Here is a 15,740-nt window from a genome sequence, read left to right on the forward strand (position 1 = left end):
CGGGCACTCCGCCGACCGCCGAGTCGTCATCGACGCCGACACCCGCCTCGTCGTGGGCGGCCGGCAGCCCGGGCATGACCCGCTCACGGGTGGCTCTGCCTGTCGGCCGGCCCGGAAGAGGTCTCCGGCGGCGATACACCCGGAGGCAGCGGCCTGCTCAGGGGTCGCACCGCACGACGAGGCGCACATGGCCGTCACCGTGCTGTTCGGCGAGTGCGGTCATGGCTTCCCGGACGGGTCGCCACGAGCCGGTTCCGGTAAGGACGTGGTCACGGGGAACCCGGGTCAGTCGAAGAGGGCGACGAGTCCGTTCACCCAGATGGCGAGGAACACGAGGGCCGCCACCAGGCAGCCGACGCCTGCCACCGCGCCGCCGACCGTCCACGGCCCGGAGGGCGCCTCGCTCTCCCCTTCCAGGCCGCCCAGGTAGGAAGTGGGGTCGTCCCAGTGGACGGCGTGCCCCAGCTTCCCGGCGCAGGCGGTCCGCACCGCGACCAACTGCCCCTCCGCGAAGGTGGTGCCGGCCCCCGCCTCGGGGCCGCGCCAAGCGAGGGCTTTCATCCGCCCCCCGGGAGAGCCGTACCGGGTCTCGAAGGCAGCAGTCTCGTCGGCACTCCGGTCCTCTTCGAGGTACATCCACCGTCCGGCCTCGGCGGCGTCTCCGTGGAGCCGGTACACCTCGGCCAGACGACGGCGGAGTGTCAGGTCGTGCGGGAAGGACGAGATGAGACCACGCAGGCGCTGGCGGGCGGCGGGAACCCGGCCGGCAGCCAGGTCCGCGTCGACTCGGGCGAGTGTCTCGGTCAGGGGCATGGACGCATGATCGTCCACCGCACGGACCTACGTCGACCTGGTTTTACCGCTCAGCGCTGCTCGCTCGCCACGGCAGGGGCCGGGCCACGCCGAGGCCGGGACACCGCCGGGCAGGCGCCGGCTCTCAACCGTGCCCGATTCCCCGCAGCGGCCCGATTCCCCGCAGCCGGCCCGGATCGTGGTTACCACCCGTGATCGCACCCTTCTGCGCGCCAGGGGCACACTGTCCGCCATGCCTACCTTCCGTCCCCGCAGCCTGGCCGGCCAGCTGTTCGCCATGCAGGTCGTGCTGATCGCCGCCGTGGTCGTCGGCGGGGCGTTCTTCGCGTACGTCTCCGGCTCCGCACGGGCCGAGGAGACGGCGCGGCGGCAGGTGCGGGCTGCGGCGGTGGCGGTCGCCGACTCGCCCTCCGTACGCGAGGCGATCCGTACCCCGGACCCGTCCGCCTTGTTGCAGCCCTACGCGGAGCGGGTGCGCGCGGACACCGGCATCGCGTTCGTGACGATCATGAGCCCGCAGCGGGTCCGCTGGACGCATCCGGACCCGACGCGCATCGGCGAGACCTTCCTCGGCCACACCGCGCGGGCGCTGGAGGGCGAGACCTTCGAGGAGACGTACACCGGCACGCTCGGTCCGTCGATCCGCGTGGTCACCCCGGTCCGCGACGGGGGCCGGATCACCGGGCTGGTCAGCGCGGGTATCACGGTGGAGCGGGTCTCCACCCGGGTGCGGGAGCAGTTGGGGGCGCTGGCCTTGGCCGCGGCCGGTGCGCTGGCCCTCGGCGGCCTCGGTACGTACGTGGTCAACGCCCGGCTGCGCCGCCACACGCACGGGATGAACGCGGCGGAGCTGAGCCGGATGCACGACTACCACCAGGCAGCGCTGCACGCGGTGCGGGAAGGGCTGCTGATGCTGGACGGGCAGCGGAGACTCGCTCTGATCAACGACGCGGGCCGGGAGCTGCTCGGGCTGGGCCCCGACGCGGTGGGGCGGAAGGCGGACGCGCTGGAGTTGCCGCCGTCGCTGACCGGGGCCCTGCTGGCGTCCGAGCCGCGCGTGGACGAGGTGCACCTGACGGCGGACCGGGTGATCGTGCTCAACTCCCGCCCCGTGGTGGGCGGGGAGCGGCGGGGCACGGTGGTGACGCTGCGGGACCACACCGAACTGCAGTCCCTTTCAGGCGAGTTGGACTCGGAGCGCGGTTTCTCGCAGGCGTTGCGCGCGCAGGCCCACGAGGCGGCGAACCGGCTGCACACGGTGGTGTCGCTCATCGAGCTGGGCCGTGCCGAGGAGGCGGTGGGCTTCGCGACCGCCGAGCTGGAGCTGGCTCAGGCCCTGACCGACCAGGTGGTGGGCGCGGTCGCCGAACCGGTGCTCGCGGCTCTGCTGCTGGGCAAGGCGGCCCAGGCCCACGAGCGCGGGGTGGAGCTGGTCCTGGCCGGGGACAGCCGGATCGACGACGGGGTGCTGCCGGACACCCTCGCCCAGCGGGACCTGGTCACCGTGCTGGGCAATCTGATCGACAACGCGACGGACGCGGCGGTCGAAGACCCCGGCGGACCGCCCGGTACGGCCCCGCCCGGCACAGCACCGCCGGGCCGCCGCCCCCGGGTCACGGTCACCGCGCTCGCCGAGGCGGGTGAGCTGCTCCTGGCGGTGGCGGACAACGGTCCCGGCGTCGGGCGCGAGGACGCCGACGCCGTCTTCCGCACCGGCTGGTCGACGCACGGCGCCGGCCGGGGCCTCGGACTCGCGCTGGTCCGCCAGACCGTGCGCCGCAACGGCGGATCGGTGGAGCTGGGGCGGGGTCCGGACGGCGGCGCGGTGTTCTCCGTACGCCTGCCGATCGGCGACCAGGACGATCACGGCGACCGGCGGGCCGGCACCGCGGGCCGGACGGGAGCGCGCGCGTGATCCGGGTCCTGGTGGTGGAGGACGATCCGGTGGCCGCCGACGCCCACCGGATGTACGTCGCGCGGGTGCCGGGTTTCGAGGTGGCGGCGGTGGCACACACCCGGGCGGAGGCGGTACGGGCGCTGGACCGGGAGCGCGTCGATCTGCTCCTGCTCGACCTGTACCTCCCCGACGGCCACGGGCTCCACCTGCTGCGCGCGCTCCGGGCGGCGGGGCACGGCGCGGACGTGATCGCGGTGACCTCGGCCCGTGACCTCGCGGTGGTGCGGGAAGGGGTCTCGCTGGGGGTCGTGCAGTACGTACTGAAGCCGTTCACCTACCCGACGCTCCGGGACCGGCTGGTGCGGTACGCGGAGTTCCGGGCGGCGGCCGGGGAGGCGAGCGGCCAGGAGGAGGTGGACCGGGCGCTCGGGGTGCTGCGCGCCCCGCACCCGGCCACGCTGCCGAAAGGGCTGAGCGCGCCGACGCTGGAGGTGGTGACCCGCGAGCTGCGCGGCGCGCCGGACGGGGTGACCGCGGCGGCCGCCGGTGAGGCCGTGGGCATCTCCCGGATCACGGCGCGCCGGTACCTCGAACACCTCGTCGACCTCGGCCGCGCCGCTCGCCGCCCGCACTACGGCCAGGTGGGAAGGCCGGAACTGCACTACCGGTGGGTGCCGGAGACGCGTTGAGCGGCGGGCGGGGCCGTGCGGGCCCGGCGCGGCAGGGGCCCGTGTCACATTCTCCGCCGGACCGCCCGGTCGAAGGGGTGTACGCACCGGAGGGTGCGCGCGTCGACGAGCGGCCGAGGAGCCCGTACGACTACCGGCCGGGCCGGTCCGGTCGACGGGCCCGGGCCCGTCGGCCGACGCGGAGCGAAGGAGCCGCAGCCGTGCGGCGGTGCGCGACCGCGGCGAGCCCCGGGGCCGAAGGGCTGTTCCGCCTTCCCTCACGGGACGGCGGAACAGCCTGCCGGGGGCGTCCGAGAAGCGGACACGCGAGAAGCGCACCTCGTACGAAGCGCACCTTCGCACGAAGCGCACCATCGCCCGAAGCGCCCGGAACCGTGGCCGTGGCCCGGGTCGGACGCGACGCCCTAGAACACCGACTCGGCCTCGAACATCCGGTCCGCCGGTACGGTCTTCAGCTGCGTCACCGCGTCGGCGAGCGGCACCATCTCGACGGCGGTCCCGCGCAGGGCGGTCATGTTGCCGAACTCGCCGCGGTGGACGGCCTCCACCGCGTGCCAGCCGAAGCGGGTCGCGAGGACGCGGTCGTAAGCGGTGGGGGTGCCGCCCCGCTGGACGTGGCCGAGGATGACCGGGCGGGCCTCTTTGCCCAGGCGGCGCTCCAGCTCGACGGCGAGGCGGTTGCCGATGCCCTGGAAGCGCTCGTGGCCGAACTGGTCGATCTCGCCCTTGGCGTACGTCATCGAGCCCTCGGCCGGGTGCGCGCCCTCGGCGACGCAGATGACGGCGAACTTCTTGCCGCGCGCGAAGCGCTCCTCGACCATCTTGACCAGGTCGTCGACCTGGAAGGGCCGCTCGGGCAGGCAGATGCCGTGCGCGCCGCCGCCCATGCCGGACTCCAGGGCGATCCACCCGGCGTGACGGCCCATCACCTCGACGACCATGACGCGCTGGTGGGACTCGGCAGTGGTCTTGAGGCGGTCTATCGCCTCCGTCGCCACGCCCACGGCGGTGTCGAAACCGAAAGTGCGGTCGGTGGCGGAGATGTCGTTGTCGATGGTCTTCGGGACGCCGACGACGGGCATGCCGGCCTCGGAGAGCATCCGGGCCGCCGTCAGGGTGCCCTCGCCGCCGATGGGGATGAGGGCGTCTATGCCGTAACGGCGGGACAGCTCCTCGCAGTTCTCGGCGGCTTCGCGGAGCCGGTCGCGCTCCAGGCGCGCGGAGCCGAGGATGGTGCCGCCCCGGGCCAGGATGCCGCTGACGGCGTTGAGGTCCAGGGGCCGGTAGTGGCCGTCCAGGAGGCCCTTGAAGCCGTCCTCGAAGCCGATGACCTCGTCGCCGTGCCCTACTACGGCGCGGTGCACGACCGAACGGATCACTGCGTTCAGGCCGGGGCAGTCGCCGCCTGCGGTGAGAATTCCGATGCGCATCGTGCTGTTTCTCCTGCTCGCTAGTACCGGGCTGTTCGGGGACGTGAAGACCGGCCCCCGCGCCGTGAGCCGTCCCGATTCTCCCACGGCAGGGGTACACCTCGCGCTTCCAGCCTCTCCGGCGCACGAACACGGGACGAAGTTCCGGGCAACAGGGCCGGAAGCCGTCCGCGGTGCAACGTTACGTGGGGCCTCATGGCGGTCGGGGGACCGGGGCGGGAAGGGGGGCCCGCCCCGCGCACGGGGGCGTGGGCGGCTTCCCGGGGCCGTGCGGGGGAAGGGGTCTCCGGCGGGCGGCCCGGCGGCCCCCGCAGGTATCGTCAAAAGCGATGCAAGCCAATGCCACCCCTACCGGGATATCACCGCCCCAATCGGGCGGACAGCCGCACCAGGACGGGAGAGCACGCGTGACGCGCAGCGTGTACGTGACCGGGATCGACCGGGGAGACGGCCGTCAGGTCGTCGAACTGGGGGTCATGGAACTACTGACCCGGCAGGTGGACCGCGTCGGTGTGTTCCGCCCGCTGGTCCACGACGGTCCCGACCGGCTGTTCGAGTTGCTGCGCGCCCGCTACCGGCTCTCCCAGAGTCCGGAGACCGTCCACGGCCTCGACTACCACGAGGCGTCGGCGATCCAGGCGGAGAAGGGTACCGACGAACTCGTCACCCGGCTCGTCGAGCGTTTCCACCAGGTCTCGCGCGCCTACGAGGTGGTGCTGGTGCTCGGCAGCGACTACGCCGGCACCCAGCTCCCCGACGAGCTGGCGCTCAACGCCCGTCTCGCCAACGAGTTCGGGGCCTTGGTCATCGCGGTGGTCGGCGGGAAGGACCAGCCCGCCGAGTCGGTGCGGGCCGAGACCCGCAACGCGTACCGCGCCTACGCCGGGCTCGGCTGCGACGTGCTGGCGATGGTGGTGAACCGGGTGGCGCCCGAGGACCGGGACGCCCTCGCCGAGCGGATCGCGGAGCGGCTGCCGGTCCCGGTGTACGTCCTGCCCGACGAGCCGGCCCTCGCGGCGCCCACCGTCGCGCAGGTCACCGCCGCGCTGGGCGGCACCGTGCTGCTCGGCGACGACGCCGGGCTGGCGCGGGACGCGCTGGACTTCGTCTTCGGCGGCGCGATGCTGCCGAGGTTCCTCAAGGCGCTGACGCCGGGTTGCATGGTGGTCACCCCCGGCGACCGGGCCGACCTGGTGGTGGGTTCGCTCGCCGCGCACAGCGCCGGCACCCCGCCCATCGCGGGCGTGCTGCTGACGCTGGACGAGCGCCCCGGCGAGGAGATCCTGCAGTTGGCGGCCCGGCTGGCACCCGGCACCCCGGTGGTCTCGGTGCCGGGTGGTTCCTTCCCCACCGCCGGTGAACTCTTCGCACTCGAAGGCAAGTTGAACGCGGCCACGCCCCGCAAGGCGGAGACCGCGCTCGGTCTGTTCGAGCGGCACGTGGACACCGCCGCACTGCTGGAGCGGGTCTCGGTGGCCCGTACCGGGCGCGTGACGCCGATGATGTTCGAGCACGACCTGCTGGAGCAGGCGCGCGCCGACCGCCGCCGGGTGGTGCTGCCGGAGGGTTCCGAGGAGCGCGTGCTGCGCGCCGCCGACGTGCTGCTCCGCCGGGACGTGTGCGACCTGACCCTCCTCGGCGACGTGGACCTGATCCGCAAGAAGGCGGCCGACCTCGGCATCGACCTCGCGGACACCCAGATCATCGACCCGCAGAACTCCGAGCTCCGGCAGGCGTTCGCGGAACGGTACGCACAGCTGCGCGCCCACCGGGGGGTGACGGTGGAGCTGGCGTACGACGTCGTCTCCGACGTCAACTACTTCGGCACGCTGATGGTCCAGGAAGGCCTGGCGCACGGCATGGTCTCCGGTTCCGTGCACTCCACGGCGGCGACCATCCGCCCCGCCTTCGAGATCATCAAGACGAAGCCGGACGCCCGCATCGTCTCCTCGGTCTTCTTCATGTGCCTCGCCGACAAGGTGCTGGTGTACGGCGACTGCGCGGTCAACCCGGATCCGGACGCCGAGCAGCTCTCGGACATCGCCGTGCAGTCGGCCGCGACCGCGGCCCGCTTCGGCGTGGACCCGCGGATCGCGATGCTGTCGTACTCCACCGGGACCTCCGGCTCCGGCGCGGACGTCGAGAAGGTGCGGGAGGCGACGGAGCGGGTCCGCTCGGCGCGGCCCGACCTGCTCATCGACGGGCCGATCCAGTACGACGCGGCGGTCGAGCCGACCGTGGCGGCGACGAAGATGCCCGAGTCGCCGGTGGCCGGGCAGGCTACGGTGCTGATCTTCCCGGACCTCAACACCGGCAACAACACCTACAAGGCCGTGCAGCGCTCGGCGGGCGCGGTCGCGGTGGGCCCGGTGCTCCAGGGGCTGCGCAAGCCGGTCAACGACCTGTCGCGCGGCGCACTGGTGCAGGACATCGTCAACACCGTGGCCATCACGGCGATCCAGGCGCAGGGCGAGGAGTGACCCGCATGACCAACGCGACGACCGACGCGACGACCGGACGGGACGGGAGGGGTGCGGCGCCCGCCGGCGCGCACCGGGTGCTCGTCCTCAACTCCGGTTCTTCGTCGGTGAAGTACCAGCTGCTCGACATGCGCGACCGCTCCCGGCTCGCCTCCGGGCTGGTGGAGCGCATCGGCGAGGAAACGTCCCGGCTGGTGCACACCCCGCGGCCGGGCGAGGGCGGCGAGGCGCGCGAGCGCACCGGCCGGATCGCCGACCACGCGGCGGCTCTGGAGGCGGCGGCCGAGGAACTGGCCGCCGACGGGCTGGGGCTGGACTCCCCCGATCTCGCGGCGATCGGGCACCGGGTGGTGCACGGCGGGCTCCGGTTCAGCGAGCCGACCGTGATCACCGACGACGTGCTCAAGGAGATCGAGCGGCTGGTGCCGGTCGCGCCGCTGCACAACCCGGCGAACATCACCGGCATCCGTACCGCGCGGGCGCTCCGGCCGGACCTGCCGCAGGTCGCGGTCTTCGACACGGCGTTCCACACCACGATGCCCGAGCACGCGGCCCGGTACGCGATCGACGTGGAGACGGCCGACGCGCACCGGGTGCGCCGCTACGGTTTCCACGGCACCTCGCACGCGTACGTCTCACGGCGCACGGCCGAACTGCTGGGCCGGCCCGTCGAGGAGCTCAACATCATCGTGCTGCACCTCGGCAACGGCGCCTCGGCGTCCGCCGTGGCCGGCGGGCGGTGCGTGGACACCTCGATGGGGCTGACCCCGCTCGAGGGGCTGGTCATGGGAACCCGCTCCGGGGACATCGACCCGGCCGTCACCTTCCACCTGAAGCGGGTGGCGGGGATGTCGGCGGACGAGATCGACGAGCTGCTGAACAAGAAGAGCGGCCTGGTGGGTCTCTGCGGCGACAACGACATGCGGGAGATCCGCCGCCGGGTGGACGAGGGCGACGAGCGCGCCACCCTCGCCTTCGACATCTACATCCACCGGCTGAAGAAGTACATCGGCGCCTATATGGCGGTCCTCGGGCGGGTGGACGCCGTGGTCTTCACGGCGGGGGTCGGCGAGAACTCCGCCCCCGTGCGGGAGGCTGCGGTCGCCGGGCTGGAGGCTTTCGGCCTGGCGGTGGACGGCGATCTGAACTCCGTACGGTCGTCCCAGCCGCGGCTGATCTCGCCCCGAGGGACCGGGGCCGCGGTCGCCGTGGTGCCGACGGACGAGGAGTTGGAGATCGCCGGGCAGACGTTCGCGCTGGTCGGAAGGGGCGCCGGGGACGGCGGCGACGCGAGCGGAAGCGGGTCCGGACAGGGCGGGGCGACGCACCCGTAGAGGCCCACAACTGAGCACCCCCACGCCCCTTTGTACTTTCCACCAGACGGAATATTCCGCAGTGAAACAAACCGATAGGATCCGCCCCATGCGCCGTTCCAAAATCGTCTGCACCCTCGGTCCCGCCGTCGACTCCCACGAGCAGCTGGTCGCTCTGATCGAGGCCGGCATGAGCGTGGCCCGCTTCAACTTCAGCCACGGCACCCACGAAGAGCACCAGGGCCGGTACGACCGTGTCCGCAAGGCTGCCGCCGAGACCGGGCGGGCGGTGGGTGTGCTCGCCGACCTCCAGGGCCCGAAGATCCGCCTGGCCAAGTTCGCCGAAGGCCCCGTCGAGCTGGTCCGCGGTGACGAGTTCACCATCACCTCGGAGGACGTCCCCGGCGACAAGTCGATCTGCGGCACGACCTACAAGGGTCTGCCCGGCGACGTCGTCAAGGGCGACCCGATCCTCATCAACGACGGCAACGTCGAGCTGAAGGTCGTCTCGGTCGAGGGCCCCCGGGTCAGGACCATCGTCATCGAGGGCGGTGTCATCTCCGACCACAAGGGCATCAACCTGCCCGGCGCGGCGGTCAACGTCCCCGCGCTGTCGGAGAAGGACGTGGACGACCTCCGGTTCGCCCTGCGGATGGGCTGCGACCTGGTCGCCCTCTCCTTCGTCCGGGACGCCGAGGACGTCAAGGACGTCCACAAGGTGATGAACGAGGAGGGCCGGCGGGTCCCCGTCATCGCCAAGGTGGAGAAGCCGCAGGCGGTCGAGCACATGGAGGGCGTCGTCATGGCGTTCGACGGTGTGATGGTGGCCCGTGGTGACCTCGCCGTCGAATACCCGCTGGAGAAGGTCCCGATGGTGCAGAAGCGCCTGGTGGAGCTCTGCCGGCGCAACGCCAAGCCGGTGATCGTGGCGACCCAGATGATGGAGTCGATGATCACCAACTCCCGTCCGACCCGCGCCGAGGCGTCCGACGTCGCGAACGCGATCCTGGACGGTGCGGACGCGGTCATGCTGTCCGCCGAGTCCTCGGTCGGCGCGTACCCGATCGAGACGGTCAAGACGATGGCGAAGATCGTCGTCGCCGCCGAGGAGGAGCTCCTCTCCAAGGGCCTCCAGCCGCTCGTCCCGGGCAAGAAGCCGCGCACCCAGGGCGGAGCGGTCGCCCGCGCCGCCGCCGAGATCGCCGACTTCCTGGACGGCAAGGCGCTGGTCGCCTTCACCCAGTCGGGTGACACCGCCCGCCGCCTGTCCCGCTACCGCGCGGCGCAGCCGGTGCTGGCGTTCACCACGGACGAGTCGACCCGCAACCAGCTCGCGCTGAGCTGGGGCGTCGAGGCCCACGTCGTGCCGCACGTGGAGACCACCGACGCGATGGTCGACATGGTCGACCAGGAGCTGCTGAAGCTCGGCCGCTACAACGAGGGCGACACGATGATCATCACCGCCGGTTCGCCCCCCGGCGTCCCCGGCACCACCAACATGGTCCGCGTCCACCACGTGGGCAGCGTCGGGCGCGCCTGACGCGCACGCCACCGGAACGACGACGGCCGCGGGCCGCACCCTCTCGGCGGGAGCCGGGGGTGCGGCCCGCGGCCGTACTCCCTCCCCCGGTACGCCGTACGGCCCCGGACGCGCCCGTGGCCCGCGACCCTGATCAACAGGGGTGCGGGCCACGGGTGTGGTGCGGCTCCCGGACCGGTCCGGGGGTGGGGCGGCGGATCAGCCCGCGTTCCTGGTCAGGTAGTTGTGCAGACCGGGCACCTTGAGCGTGCCGCCGAACTGGCCGGCCTGGGTGACCTTGACGTCGGTGAAGAACGCGAAGGGCACGTTGATCGGCGGCGGTGAGGTGGGGCTGAAGGTGATCGGGATGATGCCGAAGAGGTTGCCCTTCAGCTCCTGCGTGTACATCGTCACCGTGTCACCGTCGATGGTGGACGTGGAACCGTCGCGCGCCTCCACGTGCAGGGTGGTGCCGTCCGGGCCCACCGCCATCTGGTGGAGGTCCTTGATGCCCACGGAGTCGGCGGTGAACTTCAGCACCTTCTTGATGCTGCCGTCCGCCGTCCTCACCTCCACGATGCCCGCGTAGTCGAGGCCCGTGAGGGTGAGCAGCGAGGACTCCAGGATCCACGGGTCGGTCGGCAGCAGGGGCAGGTTCTGCTCCAGCTCCGCCGCCGCGAGGGCCTCCGGGTCGGCGGTCGGACACGGGAACGGCTGCTTGGCGCCGTCCGGGACGTCCTCGTCCTTCTTCACGTCGAGGCCCTTGACGTCCTCGTCCAGTTCCTCGACCGTCTGCCCGGCCTCGGCCGCCGCCGCGCGGATCTCCTCGGCGGTCTTCTCAGCTGCCTTTTCGGCTGCCTTTTGGGCCTTCGTGTCGTCCGCGGTGGTGGATCCGGCGTCCGGCGTGGTGTCCGTGGAACCGCCCGCGGTCGCCGCGGCCGGCTCGCCCGTACCGGTACCGGTGGTCTTGTCGGCGGCCGGAGCCTCGGTGGGGGCCGGGGCCCCGGTGGTGGCGCTCGGGGACGGGGTCGCCCTGTCGGGGTCCAGGCCCTCGAAGAAGTCCGTGATCGCGTCGCCGACACCGAGCGGGTCGAGCGGGTCGGTGGTCTCCGACGCGGTCGGCGTGGGTTCGGCGGCGGACTTCGCTTCGGCGGCGGCGTCCGGTACGGCGGCCGCCCCGTCCGTCGGGGAGCCGGCGGCGGGCGCGGCCGAGGTGGCCGAGGGGGACGGGGTGGTGGTCGGCGTGCCGCCGGCGTCCTCGTCCGTCTCCGGCGAGGCCGAGGGGGAAGCGGAGGCCGAGGGGGACGGCGACGCGGAGGTCGTCGGCTCCGGCGACTCGCTCGGCTCGTCGGACCGGGTGACGCACGGTCCGGGCGCGTACGGGATGTCCGACGCGTCGTCCGCCATGGCGAGCTTGGGCGTGAGGCTCATGCCCATGAAGACCGCCGTCGGCATCGCGGCGAGCGCGAAGGCCTTCTTGCCGGACGGCAGGTTGAGCTTCGTCAGCAGCGACTTGCGGGGGGCGGCGTGGCGCGGCCCTCTCCGCTCACGGGCGGCGTCGCCCGCGAAGACGTCGGAGTACCCGTCCTCACGCACGGGGCCTCCCGCCGTCCGCGTCCGCCGCCGTGTCGTACGGGGCCGGCTGCCGGCCGGGGTAGGCGGCGGCGCCGTGGAGCCCGGTGATGAGCGGTCCGTTCGCGAAGGCCGCCTTCTCGGTGCCGTAAGACACCGGGGCGGACTGGTCCTGAGCGGACTCGTCGAAACCGGCCTGTCCCTCGGCGCTCTCGATGTCTTCCACCGGTCGTCCAGGGGCCCACGAGACGGCGAGCGCGCCACCCAGCATCGCGCAGATGAAGCCAATCAGGAACCCGCCGAAATTGGCGATGGGCAGGGAGATCAGGGCAAGCAGGATGGCCGCTACACCCGCGAACACACGGACGATGTGGTGGAACCACATCGTCAGGCCCAGCGTGACGAGCAGGACTCCGATGATCAGCGAACCGGCGCCGGCCGTGGTGGACATCGCCAGCGTGACGTTGCCGAGCTGCATGTTGGCGTACGGGAAGTAGGCGATGGGTATACCGCCCACCATGGTGAACAGGCCTGCCCAGAAGGGCCTGTTACCCCGCCAGGTACGGAATCCCCGCCGGAAGACGGTGAGGTAGTGCTCGTTCTGCCCTGTGGATTCGGGGCTCATGGAAAACAGCTCCCTGGAACCGGTACTGCTGTGAGAAAGGGAGGGTGGGCGGCCGGGCCCTCTCTCGAGGGTCCCGGCCGCCCGAGCGCGATGACTACTCGCACTCCTTCGCGTCGTGGTTAAGGCGCAGGCTCAGGTTGCTCAGCTTGAAGGTGCCGGCCGTGGTGGCCCAGGCCCTCTGCGAGACGTTGGTCAGTGTCGCTGTCCTGGAGCGCTGGGCGAAGCCGTAAGCGTTGGCCCCCGTGGTCTTCGGCTGGATACCGAACTTGGTCTCCTTGCCGAGGTCGCCCGCCGCGACGCCGATGTCGATGTCCTCGAAGTAGGCGTCGGCGTCCAGCTGGGAGACGTCCAGGTACAGGCGCTCCGCCACGACAGGCTTGTCCTTGACGGTGCCGGCCGTCAGCTTCAGCGTCCACGTGCCGAGACCCGGGATCGGCGTCACGACCGACTGGCACATGTTGGTGATCTCGGCGCGGCTGAAGCCGGAGACCGCGACCGGGTGGTTTCCGGCGCCACCCGTGGCGACATTGCCGTACTGGACGAAGTCATCGCCCTCGAGCTGGTCGGCGGTGACCTTGAAGTCCTGCCCCGAGATGCTGAACGACGCGGCCAGCGCGCCCTGCGCGAGGCCGACACCCACCGCCGCTGTCGCGACGACGCTCGGCACCATGACCAGGGCGAAGCGCTTCCATCTGGTTCCACCACGGATCTGGGAACTCATACTTTTCCTCCTTCTCGGACGTACATCTCCGGCCGGGCCGTTGCCCGTCCCGGGATGGGAGAAGTGCTACGTCCTCGGGAAGGGGAGCGCCTGCCGCGGAGGCGAGTACCGCATCCGATGCACCGGCGATCACCCCCGAGCGACAAACCACTGACCGCGCGGTGCGCGCAGCCGGTCGGACAGGCCCCACCCTCGGGCGGGAACCCCCCTGTCCGGAGCCGGCGCGTGTTCCGCCGGCCCGCCCGGTGGGGACCAACTGCCCCCGGCGCCGACTGGCGGTCGAGCTGGCGGGTATTGGACCGAGCGTGGCCGATCGTGGTGCATTCGGGGCCGGTGCACAAGGGGTGTCGTTACTCGCTAGTAACGGGCCGATAACCGACCCGCGACACGGCGATACCCCCCGGCCACGCACGGTGGCACGAAAGGGGCATCGAAAACGGGGGAAAAGACCGCACAAACGGGCAGACGACCCGAGATGATTTACTGCCAGTAACAGCGGTTCTCCGGGTCAAGATTTGGCAAAGCGGGGGCTCGGAAAGGCCCGAGTTGTCGCCCGGACGCGAAAACGGCCGCACCGCCCGTCGGGCGGCACGACCGTCTTGTCACATCAGGACAAGGCACGCCGGAACGCGGCGCACCGGACGGGGCGGGTCAGAACAGCACCCGCGCCAGGGCCGCGCGGGCCGCGCCGACCCGGGGGTCCTCCGGGCCGATGACCTCGAAGAGTTCGAGCAGCCGCACCCGTACGGCGTCGCGGTCGTCACCGAAGGTGCGGCGGACCGTCTCCACGAGCCGCCCGAAGGCGTCCTCCACGTGTCCTCCGACGAGGTCGAGGTCGGCGGCGTCGATCTGGGCGGCGGCGTCCGCCGGATCGGCGGCGGCCTTCTCGCGGACCTCCTGCGGGTTCATCTTCTGCACCCGGGCCAGGAGTTCGGCCTGCGCGAGCCCCAGCTTGGCTTCCGGGTTGCCCGGGTCGTCGGAGAGGACGTTGCGGTACGCCTGCGCCGCGCCGGGGAAGTCGTTGGCGTCCAGCGCCCGCGAGGCTGCCTCGAGCAAGGCGTCGTACGGTCCGGCCGGAAGGTCGGCCGGGGCCGCGTCGGCGCCCTCCGCGTCCGGGTCGACCGCGATCCCGGTGAGGCCGAAGCGTTCCTCACCGACCTGGATGAGCTGGTCCAGGGTCTCGCGGATCTGGGCCTCGGGCGCCGCGCCCTGGAAGAGCGGGAGGGCCTGGCCCGCGACGACGGCGAAGACCGCCGGGATGCCCTGGATGCCGAACTGCTGCATCAGCATCTGGTTGGCGTCGACGTCGACCTTCGCGAGCAGGAAGCGGCCGTTGTAGGCGACGGCGAGGCGCTCCAGAAGGGGGCCGAGCTGCTTGCACGGCTCACACCACTCGGCCCAGAAGTCGATGACGACGGGTACTTCGGCGGAGCGCTGGAGGACGTCGCGCTCGAATCCTGCTTCGTCGACGTCGATCACCAGGGCGGACGGGGCGACGGCGCCGGTGCCCCCCTTGCGGGCGGCCTCGGCACGGGCCTGCTCCGCCTTCACCTTGGCCTCACCGGCCGCCTTGACGGCGGCGAGGTCGACGACGCCGCTCATGGACATGTTCCTAGGCTGCATGCGTACATCCTCCCCCCTGTGCCCGTCGTTCCGGAAAGCGATCGGTCGAGTGATCGCTCGGCCGGGTCCCACCGCAGCCCCGGCCGGTGTGCGGGGCTGACGGACGGACACGGCCCGGAGGGCCGGAACCCCCCGGTCGCGGCGCCGGTTTCCCACCCGGCGCCGCTCGGTCGGCACCGGATCCCCATCCGGCGCCCCCACGTGGCTGTCGCTCGTTCGTGGCGCGGCCCGACGGGCCGCTGCCCGGGAGTCCTTACGCTACGACCCGTAGCGTAACTGGCGAGCAGCCCTCCTGAACAGGAGGTCCCGGTGATCTGTCTCACCCGCACCAGGAGCGGACCCCCGTATCTACTCGCGGGTAAGGTCGCTCCATGCCGAGCCGCAGCGACCCCCCGTCCGCCCGTCCCGGACGCCCCCGCAGCCTCGACGCCGACGCCGCGATCCTGGAGGCGACCCGCGCCCTGCTCGTCGATCTCGGCTGGTCGAAGCTGACGATGGGGGACGTGGCGACGCGTGCCGGGGTCGCCAAGACGACCCTCTACCGGCGGTGGGCCGGCAAGAACGAGCTGGTCGTGGACGCCGTCGCGGTCCTCTTCGACGAGCTCGAACTCCCCGACCTCGGCAGTCTCGCCGCCGACGTGCAGGGCGTGGTGCTCCAGTTCGCGCGGTTGCTGGAGCGGCCGGAGACCCGCACGGCGCTGATGGCGGTGGTCGCGGAATCGACGCGCGACCCGGCCCTGCGCACCCGCATCCAGGACTCGATCGTGAACCGTCAGAAGCGGCTGGTGATCGTGGGCCGGCAGCGGGCGCAGCAGCGCGGAGAGCTGCCGCCCGAGACGGACGGCCGGGCGGCCGCGCTCGCGGCCGACCTGATCTTCGACGTGATCGCCGGCGCCGTGGTGCACCGCACCCTCGTCAGCGCCGAGCCCGTCGACGCCGACTGGGCCCGGCGCTTCACCGTCCTGCTCCTGTCCGGACTGGGCGCGAGCGCGGCGGCGTAGCGACGGCGGATCCCGGATGGGCGGACCGCGTCCGGCATGCGGCCCGGCGGCTCGGCA

12 protein-coding genes are annotated in these 15,740 nt (G+C 72.2%); 6 read left to right on the forward strand and 6 right to left on the reverse strand.

Features of this window, described 5'->3' with window-relative positions; genetic code table 11:
* Positions 1–285: 285 nt before the first annotated feature.
* Positions 286–813 carry a DUF6584 family protein gene (locus PZB77_RS08830; protein WP_275492015.1) on the reverse strand — a complete coding sequence of 176 codons (528 nt, stop codon included), beginning with the start codon at positions 811–813 and terminating at the stop codon, positions 286–288.
* 232 nt (positions 814–1,045) lie between these two features.
* On the opposite strand from PZB77_RS08830, the gene PZB77_RS08835 reads away from it, so the two are divergent.
* Together PZB77_RS08835 and PZB77_RS08840 are read left to right on the forward strand one after the other, a co-directional pair.
* Positions 1,046–2,728, forward strand: coding sequence for an ATP-binding protein (locus tag PZB77_RS08835; RefSeq protein ID WP_275492016.1), 1,683 nt, complete (start codon positions 1,046–1,048; stop codon positions 2,726–2,728).
* Complete coding sequence (locus tag PZB77_RS08840) at positions 2,725–3,399, forward strand: response regulator (protein WP_275492017.1); 675 nt, start codon at positions 2,725–2,727, stop codon at positions 3,397–3,399. Before PZB77_RS08835 ends, PZB77_RS08840 begins: the two co-directional genes overlap by 4 nt.
* Positions 3,400–3,803: 404 nt before the next feature.
* On the opposite strand, the gene PZB77_RS08845 is transcribed toward PZB77_RS08840, so the two are convergent.
* A complete protein-coding gene (locus tag PZB77_RS08845; RefSeq protein ID WP_275492018.1) occupies positions 3,804–4,829 on the reverse strand; it encodes an ATP-dependent 6-phosphofructokinase in 1,026 nt (341 codons plus the stop codon).
* A 407-nt stretch (positions 4,830–5,236) separates the two neighbouring features.
* Between PZB77_RS08845 and pta the strand changes: the two genes are divergently transcribed.
* From pta to pyk, 3 genes are all read left to right on the forward strand, one after another.
* Complete coding sequence (gene pta / locus PZB77_RS08850) at positions 5,237–7,309, forward strand: phosphate acetyltransferase (RefSeq protein WP_275492019.1); 2,073 nt, start codon at positions 5,237–5,239, stop codon at positions 7,307–7,309.
* Between the two features lie 5 nt (positions 7,310–7,314).
* The gene (locus tag PZB77_RS08855; RefSeq protein WP_275492020.1) at positions 7,315–8,643 is read left to right on the forward strand and encodes an acetate kinase; all 1,329 of its coding nucleotides are present in this window, start codon (positions 7,315–7,317) and stop codon (positions 8,641–8,643) included.
* Positions 8,644–8,731: 88 nt separating this feature from the next.
* On the forward strand, positions 8,732–10,162 hold the full coding sequence (pyk, locus tag PZB77_RS08860) for a pyruvate kinase (RefSeq protein ID WP_275492021.1): 1,431 nt from the start codon (positions 8,732–8,734) through the stop codon (positions 10,160–10,162).
* A 198-nt stretch (positions 10,163–10,360) separates the two neighbouring features.
* Here pyk and PZB77_RS08865 read toward each other — a convergent pair whose 3' ends face one another.
* The 4 genes from PZB77_RS08865 to PZB77_RS08880 form a co-directional block, all read right to left on the reverse strand.
* Complete coding sequence (locus PZB77_RS08865) at positions 10,361–11,737, reverse strand: hypothetical protein (protein ID WP_275492022.1); 1,377 nt, start codon at positions 11,735–11,737, stop codon at positions 10,361–10,363.
* Positions 11,730–12,338, reverse strand: coding sequence for a DUF6114 domain-containing protein (locus PZB77_RS08870; RefSeq protein WP_275492023.1), 609 nt, complete (start codon positions 12,336–12,338; stop codon positions 11,730–11,732). The genes PZB77_RS08865 and PZB77_RS08870 overlap by 8 nt, the downstream gene beginning before the upstream one ends.
* Before the next feature lie 94 nt (positions 12,339–12,432).
* Positions 12,433–13,059 carry a DUF6230 family protein gene (locus PZB77_RS08875; RefSeq protein ID WP_275492024.1) on the reverse strand — a complete coding sequence of 209 codons (627 nt, stop codon included), beginning with the start codon at positions 13,057–13,059 and terminating at the stop codon, positions 12,433–12,435.
* Positions 13,060–13,710: 651 nt separating this feature from the next.
* Positions 13,711–14,682: a tetratricopeptide repeat protein gene (locus PZB77_RS08880; RefSeq protein WP_275492025.1), complete on the reverse strand. Its 972-nt coding sequence runs from the start codon at positions 14,680–14,682 to the stop codon at positions 13,711–13,713.
* Positions 14,683–15,053: 371 nt separating this feature from the next.
* Between PZB77_RS08880 and PZB77_RS08885 the strand changes: the two genes are divergently transcribed.
* A complete protein-coding gene (locus PZB77_RS08885; RefSeq protein ID WP_275492026.1) occupies positions 15,054–15,683 on the forward strand; it encodes a TetR/AcrR family transcriptional regulator in 630 nt (209 codons plus the stop codon).
* Positions 15,684–15,740: the final 57 nt, after the last annotated feature.

The organism is Streptomyces sp. AM 2-1-1 (assembly GCF_029167645.1).
In the GTDB taxonomy this organism is placed as follows: domain Bacteria; phylum Actinomycetota; class Actinomycetes; order Streptomycetales; family Streptomycetaceae; genus Streptomyces.

Coding starts and splice junctions, on each gene's coding strand:
- PZB77_RS08830 (WP_275492015.1), bottom strand. CDS start 813: ATGCCCCTGACCGAGACACTCGCCCGAGTCGACGCGGACCTGGCTGCC.
- PZB77_RS08835 (WP_275492016.1), top strand. CDS start 1,046: ATGCCTACCTTCCGTCCCCGCAGCCTGGCCGGCCAGCTGTTCGCCATG.
- PZB77_RS08845 (WP_275492018.1), bottom strand. CDS start 4,829: ATGCGCATCGGAATTCTCACCGCAGGCGGCGACTGCCCCGGCCTGAAC.
- PZB77_RS08855 (WP_275492020.1), top strand. CDS start 7,315: ATGACCAACGCGACGACCGACGCGACGACCGGACGGGACGGGAGGGGT.
- pyk (WP_275492021.1), top strand. CDS start 8,732: ATGCGCCGTTCCAAAATCGTCTGCACCCTCGGTCCCGCCGTCGACTCC.
- PZB77_RS08870 (WP_275492023.1), bottom strand. CDS start 12,338: ATGAGCCCCGAATCCACAGGGCAGAACGAGCACTACCTCACCGTCTTC.
- PZB77_RS08875 (WP_275492024.1), bottom strand. CDS start 13,059: ATGAGTTCCCAGATCCGTGGTGGAACCAGATGGAAGCGCTTCGCCCTG.
- PZB77_RS08880 (WP_275492025.1), bottom strand. CDS start 14,682: ATGCAGCCTAGGAACATGTCCATGAGCGGCGTCGTCGACCTCGCCGCC.
- PZB77_RS08885 (WP_275492026.1), top strand. CDS start 15,054: ATGCCGAGCCGCAGCGACCCCCCGTCCGCCCGTCCCGGACGCCCCCGC.